Origin of the sequence: Actinomyces acetigenes, from assembly GCF_031296635.1 — a bacterium.
GTDB classification, from domain to species: domain Bacteria; phylum Actinomycetota; class Actinomycetes; order Actinomycetales; family Actinomycetaceae; genus Actinomyces; species Actinomyces acetigenes.
Genome location: NZ_JASPFC010000001.1, coordinates 95,475 through 118,260 on the forward strand (window position 1 = coordinate 95,475; position 22,786 = coordinate 118,260).

A 22,786-nucleotide genomic window follows, 5' to 3' on the forward strand; every position below is an offset into this window, starting at 1 on the left:
GGGGATTCCCGTCACCGGCATGACCCGCCTCCTACGTGAGGAGATGAGGCTGCGGACAGGGCGTTCCTGAGCCGGAACTGGGGGTCTCGACGCTGGTGATCGTAGACGGGCCGGCGGTATATCGTTCAGGACTTGGCCGCCAGCGAGAGCACCTCGGTGGGGCGCAGGGGCCTGCCTGCCCGGGCCTCGGCCAGCAGCAGCCTGACGGCCGCCTCCCGCTGCCCTCCGTAGGCCCCGACGGCGGCGATCTGACGCTGGTAGGAGGCCCCCGTTTCCAGTGTGGTGCGCACGGAGTCCAGCTCAGCGGCGCAACCGAGATCCTCGGCGACGGGAGCGAGCTCGGTGAGCATCCGCTCGACCGTGTCTCCCACCAGCTCCTCCTCACCGGCTGAGTTGACGATGAGGATCGCGTCCATGCCGTAGCGGGCTGAGCGCCACTTGTTCTCGGCGACGTACCAGTCCGGTAGCGCATCGAGCTCCTCACCCCGGTCCAGGGTGCGGGAGAAGGACTCCACGAGGCACTGGGTCAGCGCCGCCATGCCGGCCAGCTCGGTCAGGTTCGTTGCGGCATCGCAGGCCCGCACCTCGATGGTCCCCAGGCGCGGCGAGGGGCGCACGTCCCAACGGATCTCGGTGAAGTCCTCGATGACGCCGGTGTGGACCAGGTCACCGGTGTAGCTCTCCAGCTGCTCCCAGGTGCTGAACTGCTCGGGGGCGCCGGCGGTGGGCAGCTGCTGGAACATCATGGCGCGGTTGTCCGCGTAGCCCGTGTCCGCCCCCGCCCAGAAGGGCGAGGAGGCGCTTAAGCACTGCAGGTGGGCGGTGCGGGTGAGCAGGGCCTTGAGGATCGGCAGAACCTTGGCCCGGTCCTCGACGCCGACATGGACGTGGGTGCCGAAGATGAGCATCTGGTGGCCCCACAGTCGGGTGCGGTCCACCAGGCGTGCGTAGCGCTCGGCATTGGTCACCTTCTGCACCAGAGGGTCGGCGAAGGGGTGGGTCCCGGCCGAGGCCAGGCCCACGCGCAGCGGGTCGGTGACGGGAAGAACGCGGTCGAAGGCGAATGCGATGTCCTCCATGCACTCGGCCACGGTCTTGCGCGCCCCGGAGACCAGCTCGATGGTGTTGAGCATCATCTCGCCGTGCACGTGCCGGTCCGGGCCCACCTTCTGGAGGATCTCCTCGGCACACTGGCGCAGGTCGAGGCTGTCGCGGTCGATGAGGGCCAGCTCCCACTCCACCCCCAACGTGGAGCGGGCCGAGCTGGCGAAGTCAAGGGACTGGGGACGGTGAGCCGGCGGCAGCTGAGTGCCGGCGGGCACGGCGCTCGGGCTCGTCGTGTCAGTCGTGTCCTGCATGTCCTGGTCTCCTCGGGTTCCTCGGGGCCCTCGCGGGTGCCGACAGGGCCTCTCGTCGCGGGAAGGGGGTATAGGGGGTATTACGTCGGTGAGTGAGCCGATGAGGCGCCGGTGATCGGTTCGACGACGAGAACGGCGCCCTTCGCCTTGTCTCCCACCCGGGTCAGGATCCAGGTCTCCGACTCCTGACCGCTCAGCCTCAGCGAGGCGCGCAGGGCGTCGGGGGAGACGTCGACTCCGCGCTTGAGGATCTCCAGGCGCCCGATACCGAGCTCGCGGCTACGGGAGCGCAGGGCCTTGAGCCGTAGCGGTAGGACCTCGGTGAGTCGGAAGGAGCGCACGAAGGGGGCGGTCGCCTCGTCGGGGAGGCGCTCTCCCGTGAGGTAGCCGATCCGGGGCCCCACCGGCCTGGCGTCCAGGGTCTCGCACAGGTGGGCAACGAGCCCGGCGCGCACGGCGGCGCCGTCGGGAACGTGGATGAGGCTGCCCAGGTCGTCGGGCGAGCCGATCGGGTTGACCTGGACCGGTGGCTGCGAGGGGTCGGTGGTGCTGGGGTCGACCAGCGTGCAGGCGCTCGCACCATCGGTCCCTGAGCGCAGGAGCATCGCGGAGCGCCCGGGCCCCTCCGGTGCCAAGGGCCCGCACCAGATGGCCGCCTCGACGACGTCGCCGTCCACGCTCACCCACTGGGTGTGGGCGTCCGACGGCAGCGCGGCATGATCGATGCCGGGGGCGACCTTGACGCCGAGGGCGGGCACGGCCTCGCGCAGCGCGAGCACCTGCGACAGAGCCGGAGACCACTGCTCCGGGTCGGTGATGCGACGTCCCGCGGCGCGGCGGGCGGGGTCGGCGAAGACGGCGTCCACACCCCGCTCGACCAGGTCGATGTCCAGGGCGTCGGCGCACTCGACGCTCGCGTGGGGGAAGGGCATGAGGTTGATAGTGGCCAGGGCGGCTGCGGCCTCATCTCGGTCGACGGCGAGCACCGGCAGATCGAGCCCGGCCAGGGCGACGGCGTCGCCCCCGATCCCACAGCCCAGGTCCGCGACCTTCGTCACGCCCGCGGCCGCGTAACGGGCCGCATGGTGAGCCGAGACCGTCAGCCGAGTGGCCTGCTCCAGGCCGTCGGCGGTGAAGAGCATCTGCTGGGCGAAGGGGCCGAACTTCGCTGCGGCCCGCTCGCGCAGGCGCTGCTGCGTCAGCGCGGCCGCCACCAGGTCGGGGGAGTGGCCCTCCTCGCGCAGGGAGCGTCCCAGGGACAGGGCCTCGGAGGGGTCGTAGGGGGGCAGGGAGGACAGAAGCTCCCAGCCCTCGGGGGTCAGCAGGAGCGCGACGTGGTTCTCAGCCATCACCCCCGATCATTCCATGCAGGACCTGCTCGTGGGCGTGATGTTCACTGGGTGGAGCGGGAAGGGTGTCGACGCGGAAGGGCCGGCAGGCGCTGAGTAGGGTTGTGGACCGAGGCGCCGCACACCGGCGGGGCCGAAAGGCGCAGGAGGGGAAGGCGGGTAGGCGACTGATGACTGAGGAAGAGCCCCGGCTCGGTGCCGGTCTGGGTGCCGACGCCGCCGTGGGGCGCGAGGACGACGGCGTGAGCACAGCCCAGGGGTCTGACACTGCGGGACGCCTCCGGGCGCTCCTTGGGCCACTGGCGCGGATCTCTCTGACAGTCATGGGGACCGTGGCCCTCCTGGCGGCCGGGGCCAGCATCTGGGCGTGGACCGTCAGTGCCGGGCATATCGAGACCGCCGGTGAAGGTCCCGGCGACGGCGAGGCGGCCAGGGCTCCGGTGGCGATCGTCCTGGGGGCGGCCGTTCACGCCGACGGACAACCCTCGCCCTGGCTGGCCCACCGGCTCGACGCCGCCGCTGACCTCTACACCAGCGGCCGCGTCGAGGCGATCCTGGTCTCCGGGGACAACCGGCGCGCCGGCTACGACGAGCCCACTGTCATGCGCCGCTATCTCGCCTCCCGGGGGATCCCCGAGCAGGCGATCGCTGTGGACTACGCGGGCTTCGACACCTACGACACCTGTGTGCGGGCACGCAGGATCTTCGGGATCGAGCGGGCCCTGCTCGTGACCCAGGACTTCCACGAGCCGCGCGCGGTCGCCATCTGCCGCTCGGTCGGCGTCGACGCCGACGGCGTCGGCGACTCACGGGCCCGCAACGACCGCATCGGGTGGACGGTCAGCTGGATGCGCGAGCGAGCGGCGGCGATCAAGGCGGTCGTCGACGTCGTCTCCCGACGAGACCCGACCCTGGGCCGCCAGGAGACGAGTGTCAACGAGGCCATCGCCTGGACTCGGGAGCACCGGCGCTGACGAGGGCTGACGCCCACGGCGAAACCGCCGCCACGCTTTGGCACTCGCGTTGACTGAGTGCTAACGCCGTCGTAGATTCTCCGTCAGGCGCAGCGGAGTGCTCGCCCGGTCCTGGGACGCAGGGCGGGCACCTTCTGCGACTCGCACTCCTACATCGTGCCGGATCGACCCCCGCGACGGCGATCTGGAACGTCTGGGGAGGGCGAACAAGCCGTTCTACTGCACGTTGAAGAGAAGGAGGAGGTCTCCAATGTCGATCTCCATCAAGCCGCTCGAGGACCGTATCGTCGTCCAGACCGCTGAGGCCGAGCAGACCACCGCGTCGGGCCTGGTCATCCCCGACACCGCCAAGGAGAAGCCCCAGGAGGGCAAGGTCGTGGCCGTGGGGCCGGGTCGCGTCGATGACTCTGGCAACCGCGTGCCCGTCGACGTCGCCGAGGGTGACGTCGTCATCTACTCCAAGTACGGGGGCACCGAGGTCAGCTACGCCGGTGAGGACTACCTCATCCTGTCGGCGCGCGACGTCCTGGCGGTCGTCACCAAGTGACCCGTTGAGGTCGTGTGCGCCGTCCGGCGCCACGGCACGTTGAAGGGGGAGGCACCTTGGGGTGTCTCCCCCTTCAACGTGTGCGCACAGTGCCTGCTGCATGGAGGCACCATGGCACCATGTCTGGACGATTGTCTTGAGTTGGGAACGTCCGTGCTGTCGATTCCCTGAAACAGGGCGGAGCGTTAGGCCGGCTCGTCGGCGAAACGGCGTGCCTGCCGCTCGTAGTAAGCGCGCCGCTCCTCCTCACTCATGCCTCCCCAGACGCCATAGGGCTCGCGAGTGCTCAGGGCATGGTCCCGGCACTCCTCCAGGACGGGGCAGTCCTGACAAACGGCCTTTGCTCGTTCGTCCCGCCGTCGACGGGAACCGCCTCTCTCTCCCTCGGGATGGAAGAAAACCGAGGAGTCCATGCCGAGGCAGGCCCCCCGGTACTGCCACTCCCAGAGGGTGGAGATCGGGCCGGGCAGGCGCGATGAGTCGTGCATTACCTCCCTCCCCTCCTTTGGATATGGCGGTCGGGCGCACCGAACTTGATGCGCTATATCTAACGATAAGATCGCGCGGTGCGTTAATCAAGAAGAAACATTCTATCTCACAATGAAATTTTCTCCAGATTTGCTGGGTGTCTGCGTTCTGGCTGTGTGAAAACGTGCGCCAGAATATGGCGTTCGAATGACAGAAACGTTTTGTGAACGATGTATGTCTGAAGGGCATCTTTTTTCTGAAACGTTCCGCATTAGTTGTTGCTTTATTTCTGGGGTGCTGGTCGCCTCGGCGTGGTGGTCTTGCCGTCGGGCCGGCTGCCGTGCCGGGCGTCGGGGCGAGGGCCCGGCCCAGCCCCTCCGGGCGGCTCGGTGCAGGCGGGACGGTGCCGGTGGTCAGTGGGGCGGACAGGCTGGTGCCGACGGATATGCACAGGGTGGTCAGGTCGTCCTACGATGGCCCCGTGAGCGACTCGATCACCAGCCCTGACGTCTTTGCCCCTACCGGTCTCACTTACGACGACGTGCTCCTGCTCCCCAGGCTGACCGACGTCATCCCCTCCGAGGTCGATACGACCTCCAGGCTGACCCCGAGGATCAGACTGGCCACACCGCTGCTCTCGGCCGCGATGGACACGGTCACCGAGTCGGACATGGCTATTGCCATGGCTCGTCAGGGGGGTATCGGCATCCTCCACCGCAACCTGTCCATCGAGGACCAGGCTCAGCAGGTGCGACGTGTCAAGCGCTCGGAGTCCGGTATGGTCACTGACCCGGTGACTGTCGGACCGGACGCCACCATCGCCCAGCTCGACGAGCTCTGCGGCCACTACAAGGTCTCCGGCCTGCCGGTCGTCGACGCGGGAGGCAACCTTCAGGGGATCATCACCAACCGCGACCTGCGCTTCGTCCCCCCGGAGCGCTGGGCGAGCCTGACCGTGCGCGAGTGCATGACGCCTCGTGATCGCCTCATCACCGGCGCGACCGGCATCTCCCGGGAGGACGCCAAGGCGCTCCTGGCCGAGCACCGCATCGAGAAGCTGCCCCTGGTCGACGCCGAGGGACGCCTTACCGGTCTCATCACCGTCAAGGACTTCGTCAAGACCGAGCAGTACCCCCACGCCACCAAGGATGCCGAGGGGCGCCTCGTGGTGGGGGCCGCCGTCGGCTACTGGGGAGACACGTGGGAGCGCGCCGGGGCTCTGGCCGAGGCCGGCGTGGACGTCCTCATCGTCGACACCGCCAACGGCGGTGCCAAGCTGGCGCTGGAGATGATCTCCCGTCTCAAGTCCGATTCCGCCTTCAGCGGCATCGAGGTCATCGGCGGCAACGTTGCCACCCGTGAGGGCGCCCAGGCGCTCATCGATGCCGGGGTCGACGCCGTCAAGGTCGGGGTGGGGCCGGGCTCCATCTGCACCACGCGTGTCGTCGCCGGCGTGGGGGTGCCCCAGGTGACGGCCATCTACGAGGCCGCCCGGGCCTGCAAGCCCGCCGGGGTCCCCCTCATCGCCGACGGCGGCCTGCAGTACTCCGGTGACATCGCCAAGGCCCTCGTGGCCGGCGCGGAGACGGTCATGCTTGGCTCCTTGCTGGCGGGCTGTACGGAGTCTCCCGGTGACCTCGTCTTCGTCAACGGCAAGCAGTGGAAGCGCTACCGCGGCATGGGGTCGCTGGGCGCCATGAGCTCGCGTGGACGCACCTCCTACTCCAAGGACCGCTACTTCCAGGCCGACGTCTCCTCCGATTCCAAGATCGTCCCCGAGGGCATCGAGGGTCAGGTCCCCTACTCGGGGGCGCTGGGCGACGTCGTCTACCAGCTCATGGGCGGGCTGCACCAGTCAATGTTCTACGTGGGTGCGCGCACGATCCCCGAGCTCAAGGAGCGTGGGCAGTTCGTGCGGATCACGAGCGCCGGCCTCAAGGAGTCCCACCCCCACGACGTCAAGATGACCGTCGAGGCCCCCAACTACACCGGGCGAGACGGGGTCTGAGACGTCGCCAGCCCCGCCAACCAGACAGACTCAGCACAGCACTGCCGCGCAGGGAGCCGTCCGGAGTGATCCGGCCGGCTCCCTACGCGCCTGGGGCCCTCCCGGTGTACCCATAGTTGTGACAGATTTCCCCCGCCGGCTCCCTACGTGCCTGGGTGCCCTCGCTGGTTGTGCGGCAGGCGAGCTCGGAGGGACTCAGCGCATGGGGGAGTCCGGCAGGGGCCAGGCGGTCTGGGCCGGCGTCCGCGAGGGGGCTTGGCGCGCCAGCCACTCGTTGAAGGACTCCGCCCAGGCGCGGTGGGCTCGGGCCTGGAAGGCCACGAGCTCATCGGGGCCGAGCTCGGAGATCTGCGGGTAGACCGAGGCCAGGGCCTCGAGCACATCGAGTGTGGCGGCCACGTCCACCTCCGCGGTGTGCAGGGCCTCATCGACGCGCACACCGTAGACCTCGCAGAGGTCGCCCAGGCGGCGCTTGCCGCGGCGGTAGCGATCCACGGCCCGGTCCAGGACCAGCGGGTCAGCGATGGGCCCCAGCTCGCGGCCAAGGCGCGAGCGCATCGTGGGCAGCCCGTGGCGAGCGAGCTCGGCCTCCATGAGAGTCAGGTCGTAGGAGGCGTTGAAGACGACGACCGGGGTGCCGGCCGTCATTGCCGCCACCAGGTGCTCACTGACCTCTGCCAGCACCTCGGTCACCGGCCGTCCCTCGGCGCGGGCCCGCTCGGTGGTCACGCCATGGACTGCGGAGGCGGCCTCGGGGATCTCCACGCCGGGATCGGCGAGCCACGTAGTCACCGACTGCGGCCGGACGCCGTCGGCCTGAGGTGCTGCCCGCCAGACGAGCGCCGCCGTGACCAGGCGGTCGCCGGAGGGGTCCACTCCGGTGGTCTCAGTGTCGAAGCCGAGCAGGGGGCCCCGTGGCCAGGCGGAGGCAACGGGGGCGGCGGCGTCGGATACGGAGGAGGAGTGCGGGGTGCTCATGGGGCCAGCATGCCACCGGGGTACGACACTAATGCGCCAGTGGCGGTGCGCCTCGGTCTTGTCTCCCCGCTTCTGAGTCGTCGACTGGGCGGAGGGTGGGACCGACTTCGTGGTGCCTTGGCGGCGCAGTCGGCCGCGTAGGCCGGCGTCGCGTTCGTACCTTATGCCTCGCGTTCGGGGGTTCAGGGTACGAACTCGCGACCTACCCTACGAACGCGAGGGCGGGGCTGAGCTGGTTCAGAAGTCATGAGACGACACAGAGGGTCCCACCTACCTGGAGTGTCCCCGCCCTTCCTCCAGCAGCCGGCACCCGCATGCGTCTGGCTGCCCCGCCGGTCGCTCCGGTGGATACCGGGCCGGCCCCACTAGGATCGGGCCATGAGCACAGAGGTCGAGATCGGACGCTCCAAGCGTGCCCTGCGCGCCTACTCCTTCGACGACATCGCCCTGGTGCCGGCGCGTCGCACTCGGGACACCTCCGAGGTGCGCGTGGGCTGGCAGATTGACGCCTACCACGTGGACCTGCCGGTCATGGCCTCCCCCATGGACTCGGTGATGAGCCCCGAGACCGCCATCATGGTGGGACGTCTGGGCGGAATCGGCGTGCTGGACCTGGAGGGGCTGTGGACCCGCTACGAGGACCCCACCGAGGCCCTCGAGCGCATCCGCCAGGCCGATCCGTCCCGGGCCACCAGCGTCCTGCAGGAGGTCTACCGTGCTCCGGTCAGGCCCGAGCTCATCACTGAGCGGCTCACCCAGATCCGTGCCTCCGGCGTCGTCGTCGCCGGGCGGCTCAGCCCCGCCCAGACGCAGCGCCACTGGCGCACCGTGGTCGAGGCGGGCGTGGACCTCATGGTCATCCGCGGCTCCTTCGTGTCGGCCGAGCACGTCTCGGGATCCGTCGAGCCCCTCAACCTCAAGCGCTTCATCTACGAGCTCGACGTGCCCGTGGTTGTCGGCGGGGTGACCACCTACACCGCCGCCCTCCACCTCATGCGCACCGGCGCGGCCGGGGTCCTCGTGGGGCAGGGCGGCGGCGCCTCCTCCTCGGTGCGCCAGGTCCTGGGGCTGCACATGCCCATGGCCACCGCCGTGGCCGACGTCGCCGGGGCCCGGCGCGACTACCTCGACGAGTCCGGGGGCCGCTACGTCCACGTCATCGCCGACGGCTCGGTGGGCAACTCCGGCGACGTTGTCAAGGCCATCGCCTGCGGCGCGGACGCCGTCATGCTGGGGGCCGCCCTGGCCCGGGCCGAGGAGGCTCCCGGCGGCGGCTACCACTGGGGCGCTGAGGCCCGCCATGAGCGCCTGCCGCGGGGCTTCCGCAGCCACGTGGGCACGGTCGGCACCATGGCCGAGATCCTCAACGGCCCCTCCGACCGCGCCGACGGCACGCTCAACCTCATGGGCGCCCTGCGTCGCACCCTGGCCACCACCGGTTATGCGGACGTCAAGGAGCTCCAGCGGGTCGAGGTCGTCCTGGCGCCCTACACCGGTTCTTGAAGTGCCTCCACGACAAACCGTGGTTTTGAGGGGTGGAACAGTGCAACTGGGCCGTGATCTCGGGTAGTCTCAGCCGGGACGGCAGCCATCGCGCTGCTCAGACCGGTGCGGGGGCACGATCCGGTTCCCGCACCGTTAGACCCCACATGTCACAAGGAGCTTCACATGGCCCAGGTCACCGCCACTATCGCTTCCAAGGTCGGTCTGCACGCCCGTCCGGCCGCTACCTTCGTCAAGGCCGTCGCCGAGAAGGGCGTCCCGGTCACCATCGCGAAGGAGGGCGGCGCTGCGGTCGACGCCTCCTCCATCCTCGGTGTGATGACCCTGGGTGCCGGCTTCGGAGACGTCGTCACCCTGGCCTCCGACGCCGACGGTGCCGAGGCGGCCCTCAAGGACCTCAAGGCCCTCCTGGAGACCGACCTGGACGCCTGAGAACAAGTCCAGCCGACGGGGCGCGCTCCACTGCGGGGCGCGCCCCGTTGTTCCTTCGCGGACAACGACGTCACCGGTGCACTACCCGGCCGTCGGCTCTGCCGCAGAAGCTTCGCCCCGAGCCCGTGGGGCCCCTTCCCGGGCTGAGCGGCCTCGTCCTCAGCCCTGTCCCGCCGGGGGCAGCGGGACGTACCACTCGACGCCGGTCAGGAGGATACGGGTGTCCACGTCTCCCTCCCAGCTGACGCCGATGCCGTGTTCCTGGAGGATCGGGATGACGACGGTCCTCATCAGCGTGGCGGTCGTGGCGTCGTAGAGCTCCTCGCGCCGGGAGTCGTCCAGGGCCTTGTACGCCTTCCCGCTGAAGTGAGCGGGCCAGAAGATGCCGTAGCTGAGGTAGGTGCTGCCGCTCTCCACGAGGCGCTCGGTGTCCTGCTGGTGGAAAAACACGTACCCCAGGTCGTCCTGGCCGCCCTTGATCTCCGCGTGTCCGCAGTTGTTGCAGCAGGCGAAATCCTGCTCCGCGACGACGTGGGCCCTCCGCAGCGCCTCGAAGGCGCGGTCCAGCCTGGTGGCGGGCACGTCCCCGAATCCCGCCTGCTGGGCGCGGCGCGCATCGATGAGGTACTGGGCGATGGCGCGGCACTGCTCGTCGGACAGGGTGCCGTCACCCTCGTCCTCCACCGCGCAGGCGATCTCGAAGGCGTGGTCGTTGAGACAGTCGTTCCCGCGCACGAGCTGCATCCAGATGAGGTCGCGGATGTACTCCTCGAGCTCGGGGCCAACCACACCCCCGAGCATCTCATCGGGGATTCTCAGCCCGTCGGGCTGGGCGTTCAGATCGAGCATGGTCGAGACCCTAGCAACCACCACCGACGACAAGGGGCCTGGCGGCACTGCCCGGCCCTGGATGCGGGCGTGACGACGGCGCCGTCGCAGGAGGAGGCCGCGGCGACGCCGTCGATCGGATGGGATGTGATGGGCGGGATGCCCTCACTGGTGCGGGCCCAGTGCGGCCACGCCAGTCTCAGTCCTGCTCGCCCCCGGAGGGGTTCGGCTTGATCCACCACCACAGGCCCATGCCCGCGGCGATGGCCAGCAGGCCCAGGCCCGACCACAGGTTGGCGTTGATGCCACCGGTCTTGTCCATCTCCTCGGCACTGTTGAACAGGACCGAGCACACCACCAGGTAGAGGCCGATGAGCCCCAGAGCACCGGTGATGACCGCCCGGATGTCCGTGAGTGAACGATTGCTCATGAGTGTTCTCCTTCGTGTGTCCGGGCGGAACTAGTGGAAAATGCTGTTGAGGGCGATGACCAGGGCCCCGGCGATGATCCCCAGCGGGATCGGACGGCGGAACCAGGGCAGCTCGTGCAGATGCGGGTCGGTGCGCTCGCTCTTGGGGGTCAGGGCGTAGACGAAGCCCTTGAGCTCGGAGTCGGGCTTCGGCTTCGTGGCCAGGGAGACCAGCACCGTGATGACGACGTCGATGGTGAAGGCCACGCCCGCCGCCAGGAAGGCACCGCCCTGTCCTGGCATGACCAGGTGCTTGGTCCAGATGAGGATGTTGACCCCCAGGGCGCCCAGGGTTCCGCTGATGAGGCCGATCCAACCGGCGTGCGGGGTGGCCCGCTTCCAGAACATCCCGATGATGAAGGTCGCGAACAGCGGCGCGTTGAACATCGAGAACAGCGTCTGGAGGTAGTCCATGAGGTTGGAGTAGCTTGACGCGATGATCGCGGTGAGGATCGCGACCACGGAGGCCGTCAGGGTCGAGAGCTTGCCGACCATGAGGTAGTGGGCGTCGTCGGCGTCCTTCTTGAGGTAGTGCTGGTAGATGTCCACGCCCCACACGGTGTTGAAGGCGGAGATGTTCGCCGCCATGCCCGCCATGAAGGAGGCCAGCAGACCCGTGATCGCCAGCCCCAGCAGACCGTTGGGCAGCAGGTCGCGCATGAGGTAGAGGACCGCGTCGTTGAACTGGTACCCAGCCCCGGAATCTGCCTTGAGCTGTTGGATCTCCGAGACCATGACACCGGCGACCATGCCCGGGACGATGACGAGGAAGGGCACGAACATCTTGACGAAGGTGCCGATGATCGGAGTCGACTGGGCCGAGGAGATCGAGTCCGAGGCCATGGCCCGCTGCACCTCGACGAAGTTCGTCGTCCAGTAGCCGAAGGACAGCACGAAGCCCAGACCGAAGACCAGGCCGATCACCGACATCACATTGGAGTCGAAGCCGGAGATCGAGTTGCCGGGCCAGGAGTGCAGCTGCTGAGCCGCGACCTTGGCGGCCTCGGTGGCGTCGTTGGGGTGAGCGGCCGTGGCGGCTTCGGTGATCTTGCCGGTCAGGCCGTGCCAGCCGCCCACGCGGTGCAGGCCGATGAGGGTCAGGGGCAGCAGAGCCGCCACGATGACGAAGAACTGGAGGACCTCGTTGTAGATCGCTGCGGAGAGCCCGCCCATGGTGATGTAGGAGAAGACGATGACGGCGGCCACGATGAGCCCCACCCACAGGGGCCAGCCCAGCAGCCAGTTCATGATCTTGCCCAGCAGGTACAGGTTGATGCCGGCGATGAGCAGCTGGGCCAGGGCGAAGCTGAGCGCGTTGACCAGGTGCGCGGCGGTGCCGTAGCGCTTGAGCATGAACTCGGGCACCGAGCGCACCTTGGAGCCGTAGTAGAAGGGCATCATGACCAGACCCAGGAAGATCATGGCTGGGACCGCGCCGATCCAGAAGTAGTGGAAGGTCGGCATGCCGTACTGGGCTCCGTTGGCCGACATTCCCATGATCTCGATGGCGCCGAGGTTCGCCGAGACGAAAGCGATACCCGTCACCCAGGCAGGCAGGGACCGACCCGAGGTGAGGAAGCCGTCGGACGTGGCCGCCTTGGCGCGGGCGATGAGCCCGACGCCGATGACGAAGGCGAAGTAGATCGCGATGGGGATGTAGTCGTACCAGCGTGCGGCGATGAGTGTGCCGGATGACGCTGACGAGGCTGACAGAGCGTTCAGCGTGGAGGACATCGGTGTACCTCTCAGGGGATATGTTCCAGGTGGCAAGATCATTCTTGCTGTGCGGCAGGTTAGCATGGCGCCGATCACGGCACGGGAGGTTGAACCTGTCCGGGGTGCACCGGGGAGGCTGGGTAGAGTGCTCTCCATGACGCTGACTGCTGCTGCCGACGGCTCCTCCCTGGGCAACCCGGGACCGGCCGGCTGGGCCTGGTACGTGGATGACGACTGCTGGGCCGCCGGAGGCTGGGAGAGCTCGACCAACAACCGCGGCGAGCTCACCGCCGTCCTGGAGCTCCTGCGGGCCACCGAGGCCGCCGGGCTCGCCGGCGAGGAGCTCCTCATCCAGTGCGACTCCCAGTACGTCATCAACTCCCTGACCAAGTGGCGTCACGGCTGGAAGAAGCGCGGCTGGCGCAAGGCCGACGGCAAACCCGTCCTCAACGCTGATCTCGTCAAGGACCTCGACGCCGCGCTCGCGGGTCGCACCGTGCGCTTCGAGTGGGTGCGCGGGCACGTCGGCCACCCCATGAACGAGGCCGCCGACTCCCGGGCCCGCGGCGCCGCCACCGCCTTCCAGCAGGGCCGCCCGGTGCCCGCAGGACCGGGCTGGACCCGCGGCGGCCTGGCACCGGGGAACCGGGAGGCGCAGCAGGCGCCGAGTGCGGCGTCGTCGAGCGCACCCGCCGAGCCTCAGACCGACGCCCTGTTCTGAAGGCTGAGGATCGGGGCGCACAGTCCACAGGGCCTCGGTGAGCGTCTCTCACAGAAACGGCACAGGTCCGTCAAACACGTGGCATAAGACCTCCGGCGAGGCTTGCTGCCATGACGACGACGAGCCCCACCCTCCCTGCTGCCCGCCCGACGATCCTGGGCCGCCTGGCCGGCCTGCGCCGCCGGGTTCCCACGGTCGTCCTCTTCGCCGCCGTGTCCTTCACCGGCTGGAGCGTCGACTACGCGCTGGTCCTCATCCTCAACTCGTTGACCGGCTCGGTCCTCTACGCCGTCGTCGGAGCCCGGATCGTCTCCTGCACCCTGGGCTTCCTGCTCAACCGGCGTCTGTTCGGGGCCGTCCCGGAGACCTTCTGGCGCTCGGCCGGCGGCTACGCGGCGGTCCAGGGCGGGGTCGCGGCGACCTCCTACGCCGGCATCTCAGTTCTCACCGGCGCCGGCGCGCCCCTGTGGCTGGCCAAGGTGCTCGTCGACTCCACGCTCTTCGTCGTCAACTACCTGGCCCAGTCCCGCCTCGTCTACCGGGCCCCGGCGCCGCAGCCGGTTCTGGCCCCGGCCCTGGCCACCGCGGCCTGAGGAGGCGGGCGCGCAGGCTCAGGACTGGGCGTCGCGCATGAGGATGACGAGCTGGACCCGGTCACGCAGGTCCAGCTTGGTCAGGATCCGGGTGACGTTCTTCTTGACCGAGTCCGGGGCCAGGACGAGGCGCTGAGCGATCTCCGCGTTCGTCAGTCCCTGGGCCACCAGGTCGGCCACCTCGCGCTCGCGGGGGCTGAGATCGTCGAGGCGCTGGCGTGCCGCGCGCTGACGGGGTGAGGCCACGGGGCTGAGCATGTGCCGGTTGAGCAGCTCGCGGGTGATGCGCGGAGTGAGGATCGCGTCCCCGGAGCTGACCGCCCGCAGCGCCTGGTGGAGCTCGGCCGTGCGGGTGTCCTTGAGCAGGAATCCTGAGGCACCGGCCGACAGCGCCCCGAAGGCAAACTCGTCCTGGTCGTAGGTGGTCAGCACCAGGACCCGGATCGAGGGGTAGAGCTGGGAGATGCGGGCGGTGGTATCGATCCCGTTGAGCACCGGCATGCGCACGTCCATGAGGACGACGTCGGGAAGCGGCCGGCGCTCCTCAAGCAGGGCGGCGAGCTGGTCGAGGGCGTCCTGGCCGTGGACGGCCTCAGCTGTGACCTGCAGGTCGTCGGCCCGGTTGATGATGAGGGACAGGCCCATGCGGGTGGCTCGCTGGTCATCGACGATCATCACCGTGATCGGCCTGAGGCCGCTCGATGAGCTTCCGGCGTCCGGCCTGGAGGCGGTGGGGGAGGACGCGGGGCCGGAGGTGGACGGGCTCATCGCGGCGTGCCTTCCGGGAAGGGGACGAGAGCGTGCAGCACCCAGCCGGATGCGCCCTCATCGGCTGTGGGGCCGGCGGACAGTGTGCCGCCGTGCTCACCGACCGCGGCAGCCAGGTTGGCCAGTCCGTGGCCGGCCGCCGGCGGCGCCTGAGTTGAGCCCGGGGAGCTGTCTTTACGGCCTGGCTGAGCGCCGCGACCGTCGTCGGACACGGTGATCCGGGTGGCGGCCTGGTCGTGGTCCAGGGAGACGACGACGCGCGTGGCGCCCTCGGCGTGGCGCATGACGTTGGTCAGGGCCTCCCGGACGACGACATAGACGACCTCCCCGAGGACCCGACTGCTTGCTGCGTCGAGGGGGCGCCTGCCGGTCTCGGTGAGGGCCGCGCTGATGCCGGTGGCTCTCACCGTGGTCAGCAGGTCGGTGAGTCGGTCCCATCCGGGTGCGCCCCCGGGGGGCTGCGGGTGTGCTGCGACCTGGCTGGTCGGGGGCTCGGTGGCGTCAGCGGCGTCGTCGGGGGAGGGGCCTGGTGTCGTCTGGAGCGAGGCGACGGCGCGTCGGGTGTCCGCCAGGCCCTCGCGGGCCAGGGTGTTCATCATGTCGATGGCCTCATCGGTCTGCGGGCTGCCGCTGGCCCCCTGCATCCCCTCGGACAGGGCGATGATCGCGGTCAGGGCGTGGCCTACGGAGTCGTGGAGCTCGGCCGCCACCCGGGCCTGGTGGCGGGCGGCGTCACGTTGAGCGACCAGCCGCTGCTCGGCGGACTGCGCCGCGAGCTGGGCGTCCCCGTGCTCCAGGGCCTCCCGGCGTGAGCGGGAGATCGAGGCCATCGCGAGCACGAGGACCAGGGCGAGGAAATCAGGGGTCAATGCGCTCACCTGCGGCCACTTGGCCAGTGCCGTGGGGACGAGGGTGCACAGTGCGCAGGTGCTGAAGCCGATGAGTCGGTCACGGGTGGGGGCGATCACGAGCAGGGCGTAGAGAGCCAGCATGGACAGCAGGTTGAGTCCACCGCGCGGCCCCCACAGGTCGACGGCGGCCGAGGCCAGGCTCGTGGCGGTGACGACGGCCAGGGGCCAGCGGCGTCGGGCCAGCAGCGATCCGGCGAGCAGCAGGGCGACGATGACCCAACCCCGCAGGGGCAGGTGCGGGTAGGTGTACGAGGCCACGTTGAGCACCATCAGCTGGAAGAGGCCCGCGGCCCCGGCCACCGCCCACAGGGTCAGGGTGCTGGTGCGCCACCACTGAGCCACCCGGTCCAGGAGGGTGCGTGGGACCCGGGAGACGTGTGCCGGGTCGGGCGCTGCGGGAACGTGGCTCATGACTGGCGCCTCACTGCTCGGCGCAGAGCCAGGACCAGCAGGACCACCCACACCAGGCAGATGACGCCCTCGAATGCTATGGCGCCCGGTGAGGTCACGTAGCCCGGGCTCAGGGCCGACGTGGCTCGGGTCAGTGAGGCTGCGGGGTTGAGGACGCTCAGCGGCCGTGCCACGAGAAGCATCGCCATCCCCGCGATGGTGCTCAGCAGCACCGTGGTCATCGTGGTGGCGAAGGACCTCATGATCGCACCCAGCCAGGTGACGAAGGTGAGGATGACCCACATTCCCAGCGCGACGACGGCGAAGCGCGGCAGGTAGGCGACCAGGCCCACCAGGCTGAAGCCCGAGGCGAGGCCCGCCACCGCGATGGTCAGAACCAGGACCGCGGTGGTGAGGACCGCGACCTGAAGGCCGTGCAGCAGCTTGCCCGCGACCATGGTGGTCTCCAGGCCGGTGGCGCTCATCCGCTGCCAGTTCTTTCCCTGGTGCTCACTGCTGGCGATCTGTGCGGCGAAGGCACCCAGCGCCAGCGGCATGAACACCATCGAGAGCAGGAGCGTGGACTGGGACCACGTGATCTCCCAGGTGACGCCCTGGGCCTCGAACTGGCTGCGGTAGGTGCGGTACTGCAGGTAGCCGGACAGAGAGCCCAGGGAGCACAGGATGGTGACGGCGACCCAGTACCACCGGTTGGGGGACTTGCGGTTCTCCCAGTACCAGGCGGCTCGCACCGACGGGCGGGACCGGGGAGCGGGCGGAGCAGACCGGCTCAGGCCGGCCGGCTGCGGCGTCGTGGACGGGCCGGAGGGGCCGGGGAGCGCTGACGGGTGCTGAGCGGGCCGGAGGGGCCGGCCTGCAGCGGGGCGTGCGGGGGCGGTGGTGCTCATCGGTGATTCTCCTGGTGGACGATAACGAGGCGGGCGGCGACGGTCCACCCGACCGCGACCAGCGCGGCGAGCGCCGCCAGGGTCCACGGGTGGGACACGAGCGTCATGTCGCCGTTCTCCCGCATGGACGTGCGGGAGGCGACCGTGTCAATGGGGGTGGCTGCGGGAACGATGCCCCAGGGCAGCAGCCATGAGAACTTCCCGAGGTAGGCGTAGGGCAGGCTCTCGGCGATGAGGCCGCCGATGGCTGCCGCACCCAGGCTGACGCTCTGCTTGTCGAAGCAGGTGGACAGCGTCAGCTGGACCGCGGAGATGGCCAGCGTTGAGCACGCCGCCACCGCGAGGGCGGGAGGCAGTGTGCTCCAGTAGGAGCCGGTGACGGTCAGCCCGATCGGGCCGGCCAGCACGGTGACAAGTGCGAAGAGGGTCATCTCCATGCACAGGACCGTGAGGATCACGACCACCAGCTTGCCTCGGTAGCGGGTCAGGGGGCTTTGCCCCAGCGCCGTCATCAGCTGGCCCATGCGCTCCTCGGTGTCCACGGTGACGATGCGTGAGGCCAGGATCGCGGTGATGAGGGGCATGAGGAAGGCGATGATCTGGATGAACTCGTCCAGGGCAAGCGTGGCGTGGCGTGCGCCAACCGGGCCGCTCGCCCGCTGGGTGATGAGCATGCTGGACCATGCCAGGCACACGGCGGTGGCGCTGGCGGCGATGAGCCAGTAGCGCTTGCGGCGCAGCTTGCCCAGCTCGAGGGTCAGAGTGGTCCACGCCCGGCGGAGCGGGGAGAGGGGGAGTGTGCGCGGCTGTGCCGACGTCGTCGGAGACTGTGTCGGGTGCTGCGTCAGGTGCTGTGTCGGTAGTGCTGGCTGCGCGACCATGGTGGCCGCCGGGCCCGCTGTGCTCACTGGGGTGCTCATCGGTTCATCTCCTGAGAGGCGAGGGGCGGCTGGGTGGCCAGGACCGGCTCGGTCAGCTCCAGGAAGGCCTGCTCGAGGGTCTTGCGCACGGTCTGGACCCGGTAGACGGTTGTCCCGGAGGAGACGATGCGGGTGATGAGCTCGCCGACGACGTCGTCGGGCATCATGGGGGTGCGCACGGCGCCGTCCCGCACCTCGTGGGCCACCCCGAGGGAGGTCAGGAGCGCGGCGACGGCCGTGGGCGAGGAGACGAGCAGCTCGATGACCCCCTCGTCGCGCAGCCCGGCCAGGGTGCCCTGATAGCGCAGGCGTCCGGCGCAGATGATGCCGACGGTGTCGGCCATCTGCTCGATCTCGGACAGGATGTGGGAGGAGACGATGATCGTCACGCCCTCCTGGCGGGCCAGGGTGACGATGAGCTGGCGGATCTCGGCCACCCCGGCGGGGTCGAGCCCGTTGGTTGGCTCGTCCAGGAGCATGAGGGCCGGGTTCGACAACAGCGCCATGGCCAGTCCCAGGCGCTGCTTCATGCCCATGGAGTAGTGCTTGACCTGCTTGTTCTCCTGCCCGATGAGGTTAACGGTGGCCAGGGCGTGCTGGACGCGGTTGGAGGCCAGCCCCAGGTAGGAGGCCACCATGGCCAGGTTCTCCTTGCCGGTCAGGCTCGGGTAGTAGGAGGGGCCCTCGATGAGGGAGCCGATCGTGCCCGGCGGCAGGGGGTGGCGCTGGCTGACCGGGCGTCCCAGGACACTCATGCTGCCCGACGTCGGGCGGGTCAGTCCCAGCAGGAGCTTCATCGTGGTGGACTTGCCGGCGCCGTTGGGGCCCAGAAAGCCGTAGATACCGCCGGCGGGCACGGACAGGTTCAAGCCGTCGACGGCGTTGACGCCGTTGTAGGTGCGGGTCAGCCCCTCAGTGACCACGACGAGCCCCTCGGCGGGAGAGGGGACGGCTGGGGCGGGCACGGCGCCGAACGCAGCTGGGGCGGGCACGGCGCTGGGGGCTGCTGGGGCCGGAATGAAGGGCGCGGCCGGCTGCTGAGCCGGTACGGGGACCGGCACGCCCCCGTTCATGGCTGCGGTCTGGGGCAGGGGTGTTGTTGATGGAGCGGGAGGCCTTGGTGTGCGGTTGATCGGTGCGGTGACAGGTGCGTTGCTCATGACTCCATGGAAGCCCCCGGCAGGAGGCGCGCGCACCGCCGTCGGCCCGTTTGTCCCCCCTGGGGGACGGTCTCCCGTGTCTGCCCGCTTCGGAAGTGCCGAGGGGGCCGGAGCTGGGGCCGGCGTTGAACGATGGCCTCCGGGCTCGCCCTTGGGTGAGCGCCTCGCGTTCGTAGGGTAGTCCTCGCGTTCGTACTCTGAACCCCCGAACGCGAGGCATAAGGTACGAACGCGACGGTGCCGCAGCCTCCCCTGGGTGGTGGCGGCTGCGGCACCGCGGTGATGCCTGGGTCCGGCAGTGCTGGGCGTCAGACTCTTGTGCGCACTACCGGGAGCGGCTCAGATGAGGGTGAGTGCCTGGCGCGCGATGGCGAGCTCCTCGTTGGTGGGCACCACGAGCACCGTGACCTTCGAGTCCGGGGTGGAGATGACGCGTGGCTCGCCGGAGCGGGTCTCGTTGACCCCCTGGTCGATCTTGACACCCATGAAGCTCAGGCGCTCGCCGAGCTCACGGCGCAGGTCGGCGTCGTTCTCACCGATACCTGCGGTGAAGGTCAGGGCGTCCAGGCCGCCCATGACGGCGGTGTAGGCGCCCACGTACTTCACGAGGCGGTGCAGGTAGATGTCCATGGCCTCGCGGGCCTCCTGCTCACCCGCACCGATGCGCTTCCACACCTCGCGCATGTCGTTGTCCCCGGCCAGGCCCTTCATGCCCGAGCCGCGGTTGAACAGGTGGTCGATCTCGTCGATGGACATGCCGGCCACCCGCGCCAGGTGGAAGACGGCGGCCGGGTCGATGTCGCCGGTGCGCCCACCCATGACCAGGCCCTCCAGCGGGGTCAGGCCCATGGAGGTGTCCACGGCGTGCCCGGCCACGACTGCCGAGGCCGAGGCCCCGTTGCCCAGGTGCAGGACGACCTGCTTGAGGTCATCGCGCCCCAGGAGCTGCGAGACCGCCCCGGAGACGAACTGGTGGCTGGTGCCGTGAGCCCCGTAGCGGCGGATGGAGTAGGTGTCGGCGACCTCGCGGTCCAGGGCGTAGCGGGCGGCCTCCTCGGGCAGGTCCTGGAAGAAGGCGGTGTCGAAGACGGCCACGTGCGGCACGTCGGACAGGAGGCGGCGCCCCACCTCGATGCCCTTGAGGTGGGCGGGGTTGTGCAGCGGGCCCAGCGGCACGAGCTGCTCGATCCGGGCCACGACCTCGTCGTCGATGAGGGCCGGGCCGGAGAAGTAGCGCCCGCCCTGGACGACCCGGTGGCCCACGGCCACGATGTGGGCGTCGGCCAGCGAGGGGCCCTGCTCCTCGAACAGGCGCAGCACCTCGGACAGGCCGAAGCCGTGGTCGGGGACCGGCTCGGTGATCTCGGTGCGCTCCTCGCCGTGCTTGTGGGTGATGGTGCCGGTCTCCTCACCGATGCGCTCCACCAGGCCGGAGGCGAGCGAGGCGCCCGAGTCGGGGTCAACCAGCTGGTACTTGATGGAGGAGGAGCCGGAGTTGATAACGAGGACGGTGCGTTGAGTCACGGGGTGCCTTTCAAGAACGGTCGGGGATGAACGCGGGGACGACTGGATGACTGATGCCGGTCCCGGGTGAGCCTCGGCGGCGTGGGGCCGGGTCCCGGTCCCACGCCGCCGGAGGGCTCAGCCCTGGGCCTGGACGGCGGTGATGGCGACGGTGTTGATGATGTCCTCCACCAGGGCGCCGCGCGAGAGGTCGTTGACCGGCTTGTTGAGACCCTGGAGGACCGGGCCGATGGCGATGGCGCCCGAGGAGCGCTGGACCGCCTTGTAGCCGATGTTGCCGCTGGACAGGTCCGGGAAGATGAAGACGTTGGCCCGCCCGGCCACGAGCGAGTCCGGGGCCTTCTTGGCGGCCACGGTCGGGTCGATGGCGGCGTCGTACTGGATGGGGCCCTCGACGGCGAGGTCGGGCTCCTTTGCCCGCACCAGCTCGGTGGCCTCACGGACCTTGTCCACGTCCGCGCCCTTGCCGGAGGTCCCGGTGGAGAAGGACAGCATCGCCACGCGCGGCTCGACGCCGAACTGGCGGGCCGTGGCGGCCGAGGAGATGGCGATGTCGGCCAGTTCGGCGGCGTTGGGCTCGGGGTTGACGGCGCAGTCGCCGTAGACGAGCACCCGGTCCTGCAGGAGCATGAGGAAGACCGAGGAGACGATGGAGGTTCCCGGCTTGGTCTTGATGATCTGGAAGGAGGGGACGATCGTGTGGGCGGTGGTGTGGGCGGCGCCCGAGACCATGCCGTCGGCGTCTCCCATGTGGACCATCATCGTGCCGAAGTAGGACACGTCCTGGACCTTCTCACGGGCCTGCTCCAGGGTGACGCCCTTCTTGGAGCGCAGGCGGGCGAACTCCTCGGCGTACTTCTCCAGCAGCTCGGGGTCGTCGGTGGCGACAACCCGGGCGGCGGCGATGTCCAGGCCCAGCTCGGTGGCGCGGGCCCGCACCGTGGTCTCGTCGCCCAGCAGCACCAGGTCGGCGATGCCGCGGCGCAGGATGGCGTCGGCGGCCCGCAGGACCCGGTCGTCGTCGGGCTCGGGCAGGACGATCGTCTTGCGGTTGGCGCGCGAGCGCTCCACCAGCTCGGCCTGGAACATGATGGGGGTGACGACCTCGGAGGGCTCGACCTCCAGGGCCGACAGGAGGGCCTCGACGTCGGCCTCCTGCTCGAAGGTGGTCACGGCGACGTCGATCTTGCGCTCGGAGCCGTGGGCGAGCAGGCCCTGCAGGGAGCCGGCCGCGGAGGCGGCGGTGAAGGTGTCCAGCGGGGAGGTGATGACCGGGATGTTGACGTCCAGCCCCTCTAGGAGGCGCAGCGCGTGGGGCGCCACCTCGAAGCCGCCGTTGAGGATGAGACCCGATAGGATCGGGAAGCTCGAGGAGGCCTGGGCCGCCATGAGGGAGATGAGCATGGCGGAGCGGTCGGCCGGGACGATGGCGAGCTGGCCCGCGGTCAGGCGCTCCAGGACGTGGGAGACGTCCATGGCGCACACGAGGACGGACTCGGCCTCGCGGTCGAGCAGCGTCTCGTCACCGGCGATGAGAGTGCCCTCGACGGCGTCGAGCACCTCGCGCACCACCGGGGCCGCCAGCAGCGGCACCTCGGGCAGCGTGGTGGAGGTGATGCCCTCGATGGCGCTCAGTGCCTCGCCGACGGCCTGGCGGGTCTCGGGCAGGCACTTGTTGGCCACGACCGCGACGGTGCGGGCGTGGTTGTCGGCGATCTCGGCCATGGAGACCTCCACGGAGGCGACGACGTCCTCCACGTCGTGCTGACCGGAGACCACCAGCAGCACCGGGACGCCGATGTTGGCCGCCACCCGGGCGTTGAGGGCCAGCTCGGGGTTACCGGCGACGTCGGTGAAGTCCGAGCCGTCGATGATGACGACGTCGTGCTCGCGCGCCAGGGCCCGGTAGGCGTCGACGATGTGTGCCAGGGCCTCCTCGGGGTCGGCGTGGAACTCGTCCCAGGTCGCGCCGACGCACTGCTCGGCGGGCGTGGCGGAGCCGGCACGGTTCAGCAGGAGGCTGAGGAAGGCATCGCCCTCACGGCTCTCCACGAAGGGGCGGAAGATGCCGACCTTGGCGACCACCTTGGTCAGGCAGGAGACCAGCCCGAGGGCCACCGTTGACTTCCCGGTTCCGGCGTTGGGTGAGGCGATGTAGATACTGCGCGCCACGTTAGGTCCTTCTCGCGTTGTCTTGGAGTCAGGGGCGCCGGCTCATTCCGGTGCCGTACGGGTCCGATTGTGCCCCCACCTGCGGGTCA

At 69.6% G+C, this 22,786-nt stretch carries 21 protein-coding genes; 7 read left to right on the forward strand and 14 right to left on the reverse strand.

The window, feature by feature from the left end:
• Positions 1-125: 125 nt before the first annotated feature.
• Together RIV14_RS00460 and RIV14_RS00465 are read right to left on the reverse strand one after the other, a co-directional pair.
• A complete protein-coding gene (locus RIV14_RS00460; RefSeq protein WP_178387806.1) occupies positions 126-1,358 on the reverse strand; it encodes a glutamate--cysteine ligase in 1,233 nt (410 codons plus the stop codon).
• A gap of 80 nt (positions 1,359-1,438) precedes the next feature.
• Positions 1,439-2,707 carry a class I SAM-dependent methyltransferase gene (locus RIV14_RS00465; protein WP_075371581.1) on the reverse strand — a complete coding sequence of 423 codons (1,269 nt, stop codon included), beginning with the start codon at positions 2,705-2,707 and terminating at the stop codon, positions 1,439-1,441.
• Between the two features lie 314 nt (positions 2,708-3,021).
• Here RIV14_RS00465 and RIV14_RS00470 point away from each other — a divergent pair, with 314 nt between their 5' ends.
• Both RIV14_RS00470 and groES read left to right on the forward strand, forming a co-directional pair.
• Positions 3,022-3,681: a SanA/YdcF family protein gene (locus RIV14_RS00470; protein ID WP_141759088.1), complete on the forward strand. Its 660-nt coding sequence runs from the start codon at positions 3,022-3,024 to the stop codon at positions 3,679-3,681.
• A 250-nt stretch (positions 3,682-3,931) separates the two neighbouring features.
• Positions 3,932-4,228 carry a co-chaperone GroES gene (gene groES, locus RIV14_RS00475; RefSeq protein WP_070661353.1) on the forward strand — a complete coding sequence of 99 codons (297 nt, stop codon included), beginning with the start codon at positions 3,932-3,934 and terminating at the stop codon, positions 4,226-4,228.
• Between the two features lie 185 nt (positions 4,229-4,413).
• On the opposite strand, the gene RIV14_RS00480 is transcribed toward groES, so the two are convergent.
• Positions 4,414-4,716, reverse strand: coding sequence for a WhiB family transcriptional regulator (locus RIV14_RS00480; protein WP_075371582.1), 303 nt, complete (start codon positions 4,714-4,716; stop codon positions 4,414-4,416).
• Positions 4,717-5,141: 425 nt separating this feature from the next.
• Here RIV14_RS00480 and guaB point away from each other — a divergent pair, with 425 nt between their 5' ends.
• Positions 5,142-6,704, forward strand: a complete 1,563-nt coding sequence (gene guaB / locus RIV14_RS00485; protein ID WP_178387807.1) for an IMP dehydrogenase — start codon at positions 5,142-5,144, stop codon at positions 6,702-6,704.
• Positions 6,705-6,899: 195 nt separating this feature from the next.
• Here guaB and RIV14_RS00490 read toward each other — a convergent pair whose 3' ends face one another.
• Positions 6,900-7,682, reverse strand: coding sequence for an exonuclease domain-containing protein (locus RIV14_RS00490; protein ID WP_075371583.1), 783 nt, complete (start codon positions 7,680-7,682; stop codon positions 6,900-6,902).
• Between the two features lie 378 nt (positions 7,683-8,060).
• Between RIV14_RS00490 and RIV14_RS00495 the strand changes: the two genes are divergently transcribed.
• Together RIV14_RS00495 and RIV14_RS00500 are read left to right on the forward strand one after the other, a co-directional pair.
• The gene (locus tag RIV14_RS00495) at positions 8,061-9,185 is read left to right on the forward strand and encodes a GuaB3 family IMP dehydrogenase-related protein (protein ID WP_070661344.1); all 1,125 of its coding nucleotides are present in this window, start codon (positions 8,061-8,063) and stop codon (positions 9,183-9,185) included.
• A gap of 165 nt (positions 9,186-9,350) precedes the next feature.
• Positions 9,351-9,617, forward strand: a complete 267-nt coding sequence (locus RIV14_RS00500) for an HPr family phosphocarrier protein (RefSeq protein WP_075371584.1) — start codon at positions 9,351-9,353, stop codon at positions 9,615-9,617.
• Between the two features lie 159 nt (positions 9,618-9,776).
• Here RIV14_RS00500 and RIV14_RS00505 read toward each other — a convergent pair whose 3' ends face one another.
• The 3 genes from RIV14_RS00505 to RIV14_RS00515 form a co-directional block, all read right to left on the reverse strand.
• Positions 9,777-10,466 (reverse strand): DUF6891 domain-containing protein, encoded by a 690-nt coding sequence (locus RIV14_RS00505; protein ID WP_075371585.1) that lies wholly within the window; start codon positions 10,464-10,466, stop codon positions 9,777-9,779.
• Positions 10,467-10,644: 178 nt separating this feature from the next.
• Positions 10,645-10,875, reverse strand: a complete 231-nt coding sequence (locus RIV14_RS00510; protein WP_070661339.1) for a hypothetical protein — start codon at positions 10,873-10,875, stop codon at positions 10,645-10,647.
• A 30-nt stretch (positions 10,876-10,905) separates the two neighbouring features.
• Positions 10,906-12,648, reverse strand: coding sequence for a sodium:solute symporter family protein (locus RIV14_RS00515; RefSeq protein WP_075371586.1), 1,743 nt, complete (start codon positions 12,646-12,648; stop codon positions 10,906-10,908).
• A gap of 136 nt (positions 12,649-12,784) precedes the next feature.
• Between RIV14_RS00515 and RIV14_RS00520 the strand changes: the two genes are divergently transcribed.
• Both RIV14_RS00520 and RIV14_RS00525 read left to right on the forward strand, forming a co-directional pair.
• Positions 12,785-13,351 carry a ribonuclease H family protein gene (locus RIV14_RS00520; protein ID WP_070661542.1) on the forward strand — a complete coding sequence of 189 codons (567 nt, stop codon included), beginning with the start codon at positions 12,785-12,787 and terminating at the stop codon, positions 13,349-13,351.
• 110 nt (positions 13,352-13,461) lie between these two features.
• Positions 13,462-13,944, forward strand: coding sequence for a GtrA family protein (locus RIV14_RS00525; protein WP_075371587.1), 483 nt, complete (start codon positions 13,462-13,464; stop codon positions 13,942-13,944).
• Between the two features lie 18 nt (positions 13,945-13,962).
• Here the strand turns inward: RIV14_RS00525 and RIV14_RS00530 are convergent, their stop codons facing one another.
• The 7 genes from RIV14_RS00530 to pta form a co-directional block, all read right to left on the reverse strand.
• Positions 13,963-14,712 carry a response regulator transcription factor gene (locus tag RIV14_RS00530; RefSeq protein ID WP_178387808.1) on the reverse strand — a complete coding sequence of 250 codons (750 nt, stop codon included), beginning with the start codon at positions 14,710-14,712 and terminating at the stop codon, positions 13,963-13,965.
• Complete coding sequence (locus tag RIV14_RS00535) at positions 14,709-16,034, reverse strand: sensor histidine kinase (protein WP_075371588.1); 1,326 nt, start codon at positions 16,032-16,034, stop codon at positions 14,709-14,711. The genes RIV14_RS00530 and RIV14_RS00535 overlap by 4 nt, the downstream gene beginning before the upstream one ends.
• On the reverse strand, positions 16,031-16,921 hold the full coding sequence (locus RIV14_RS00540; RefSeq protein ID WP_075371589.1) for an ABC transporter permease: 891 nt from the start codon (positions 16,919-16,921) through the stop codon (positions 16,031-16,033). Before RIV14_RS00540 ends, RIV14_RS00535 begins: the two co-directional genes overlap by 4 nt.
• A complete protein-coding gene (locus RIV14_RS00545; protein ID WP_075371590.1) occupies positions 16,918-17,841 on the reverse strand; it encodes an ABC transporter permease in 924 nt (307 codons plus the stop codon). The genes RIV14_RS00540 and RIV14_RS00545 overlap by 4 nt, the downstream gene beginning before the upstream one ends.
• A complete protein-coding gene (locus tag RIV14_RS00550; RefSeq protein ID WP_256698969.1) occupies positions 17,838-18,914 on the reverse strand; it encodes an ABC transporter ATP-binding protein in 1,077 nt (358 codons plus the stop codon). Before RIV14_RS00550 ends, RIV14_RS00545 begins: the two co-directional genes overlap by 4 nt.
• Positions 18,915-19,340: 426 nt before the next feature.
• On the reverse strand, positions 19,341-20,525 hold the full coding sequence (locus RIV14_RS00555; RefSeq protein ID WP_075371591.1) for an acetate/propionate family kinase: 1,185 nt from the start codon (positions 20,523-20,525) through the stop codon (positions 19,341-19,343).
• A 117-nt stretch (positions 20,526-20,642) separates the two neighbouring features.
• Complete coding sequence (gene pta, locus RIV14_RS00560; protein WP_075371592.1) at positions 20,643-22,697, reverse strand: phosphate acetyltransferase; 2,055 nt, start codon at positions 22,695-22,697, stop codon at positions 20,643-20,645.
• Positions 22,698-22,786: the final 89 nt, after the last annotated feature.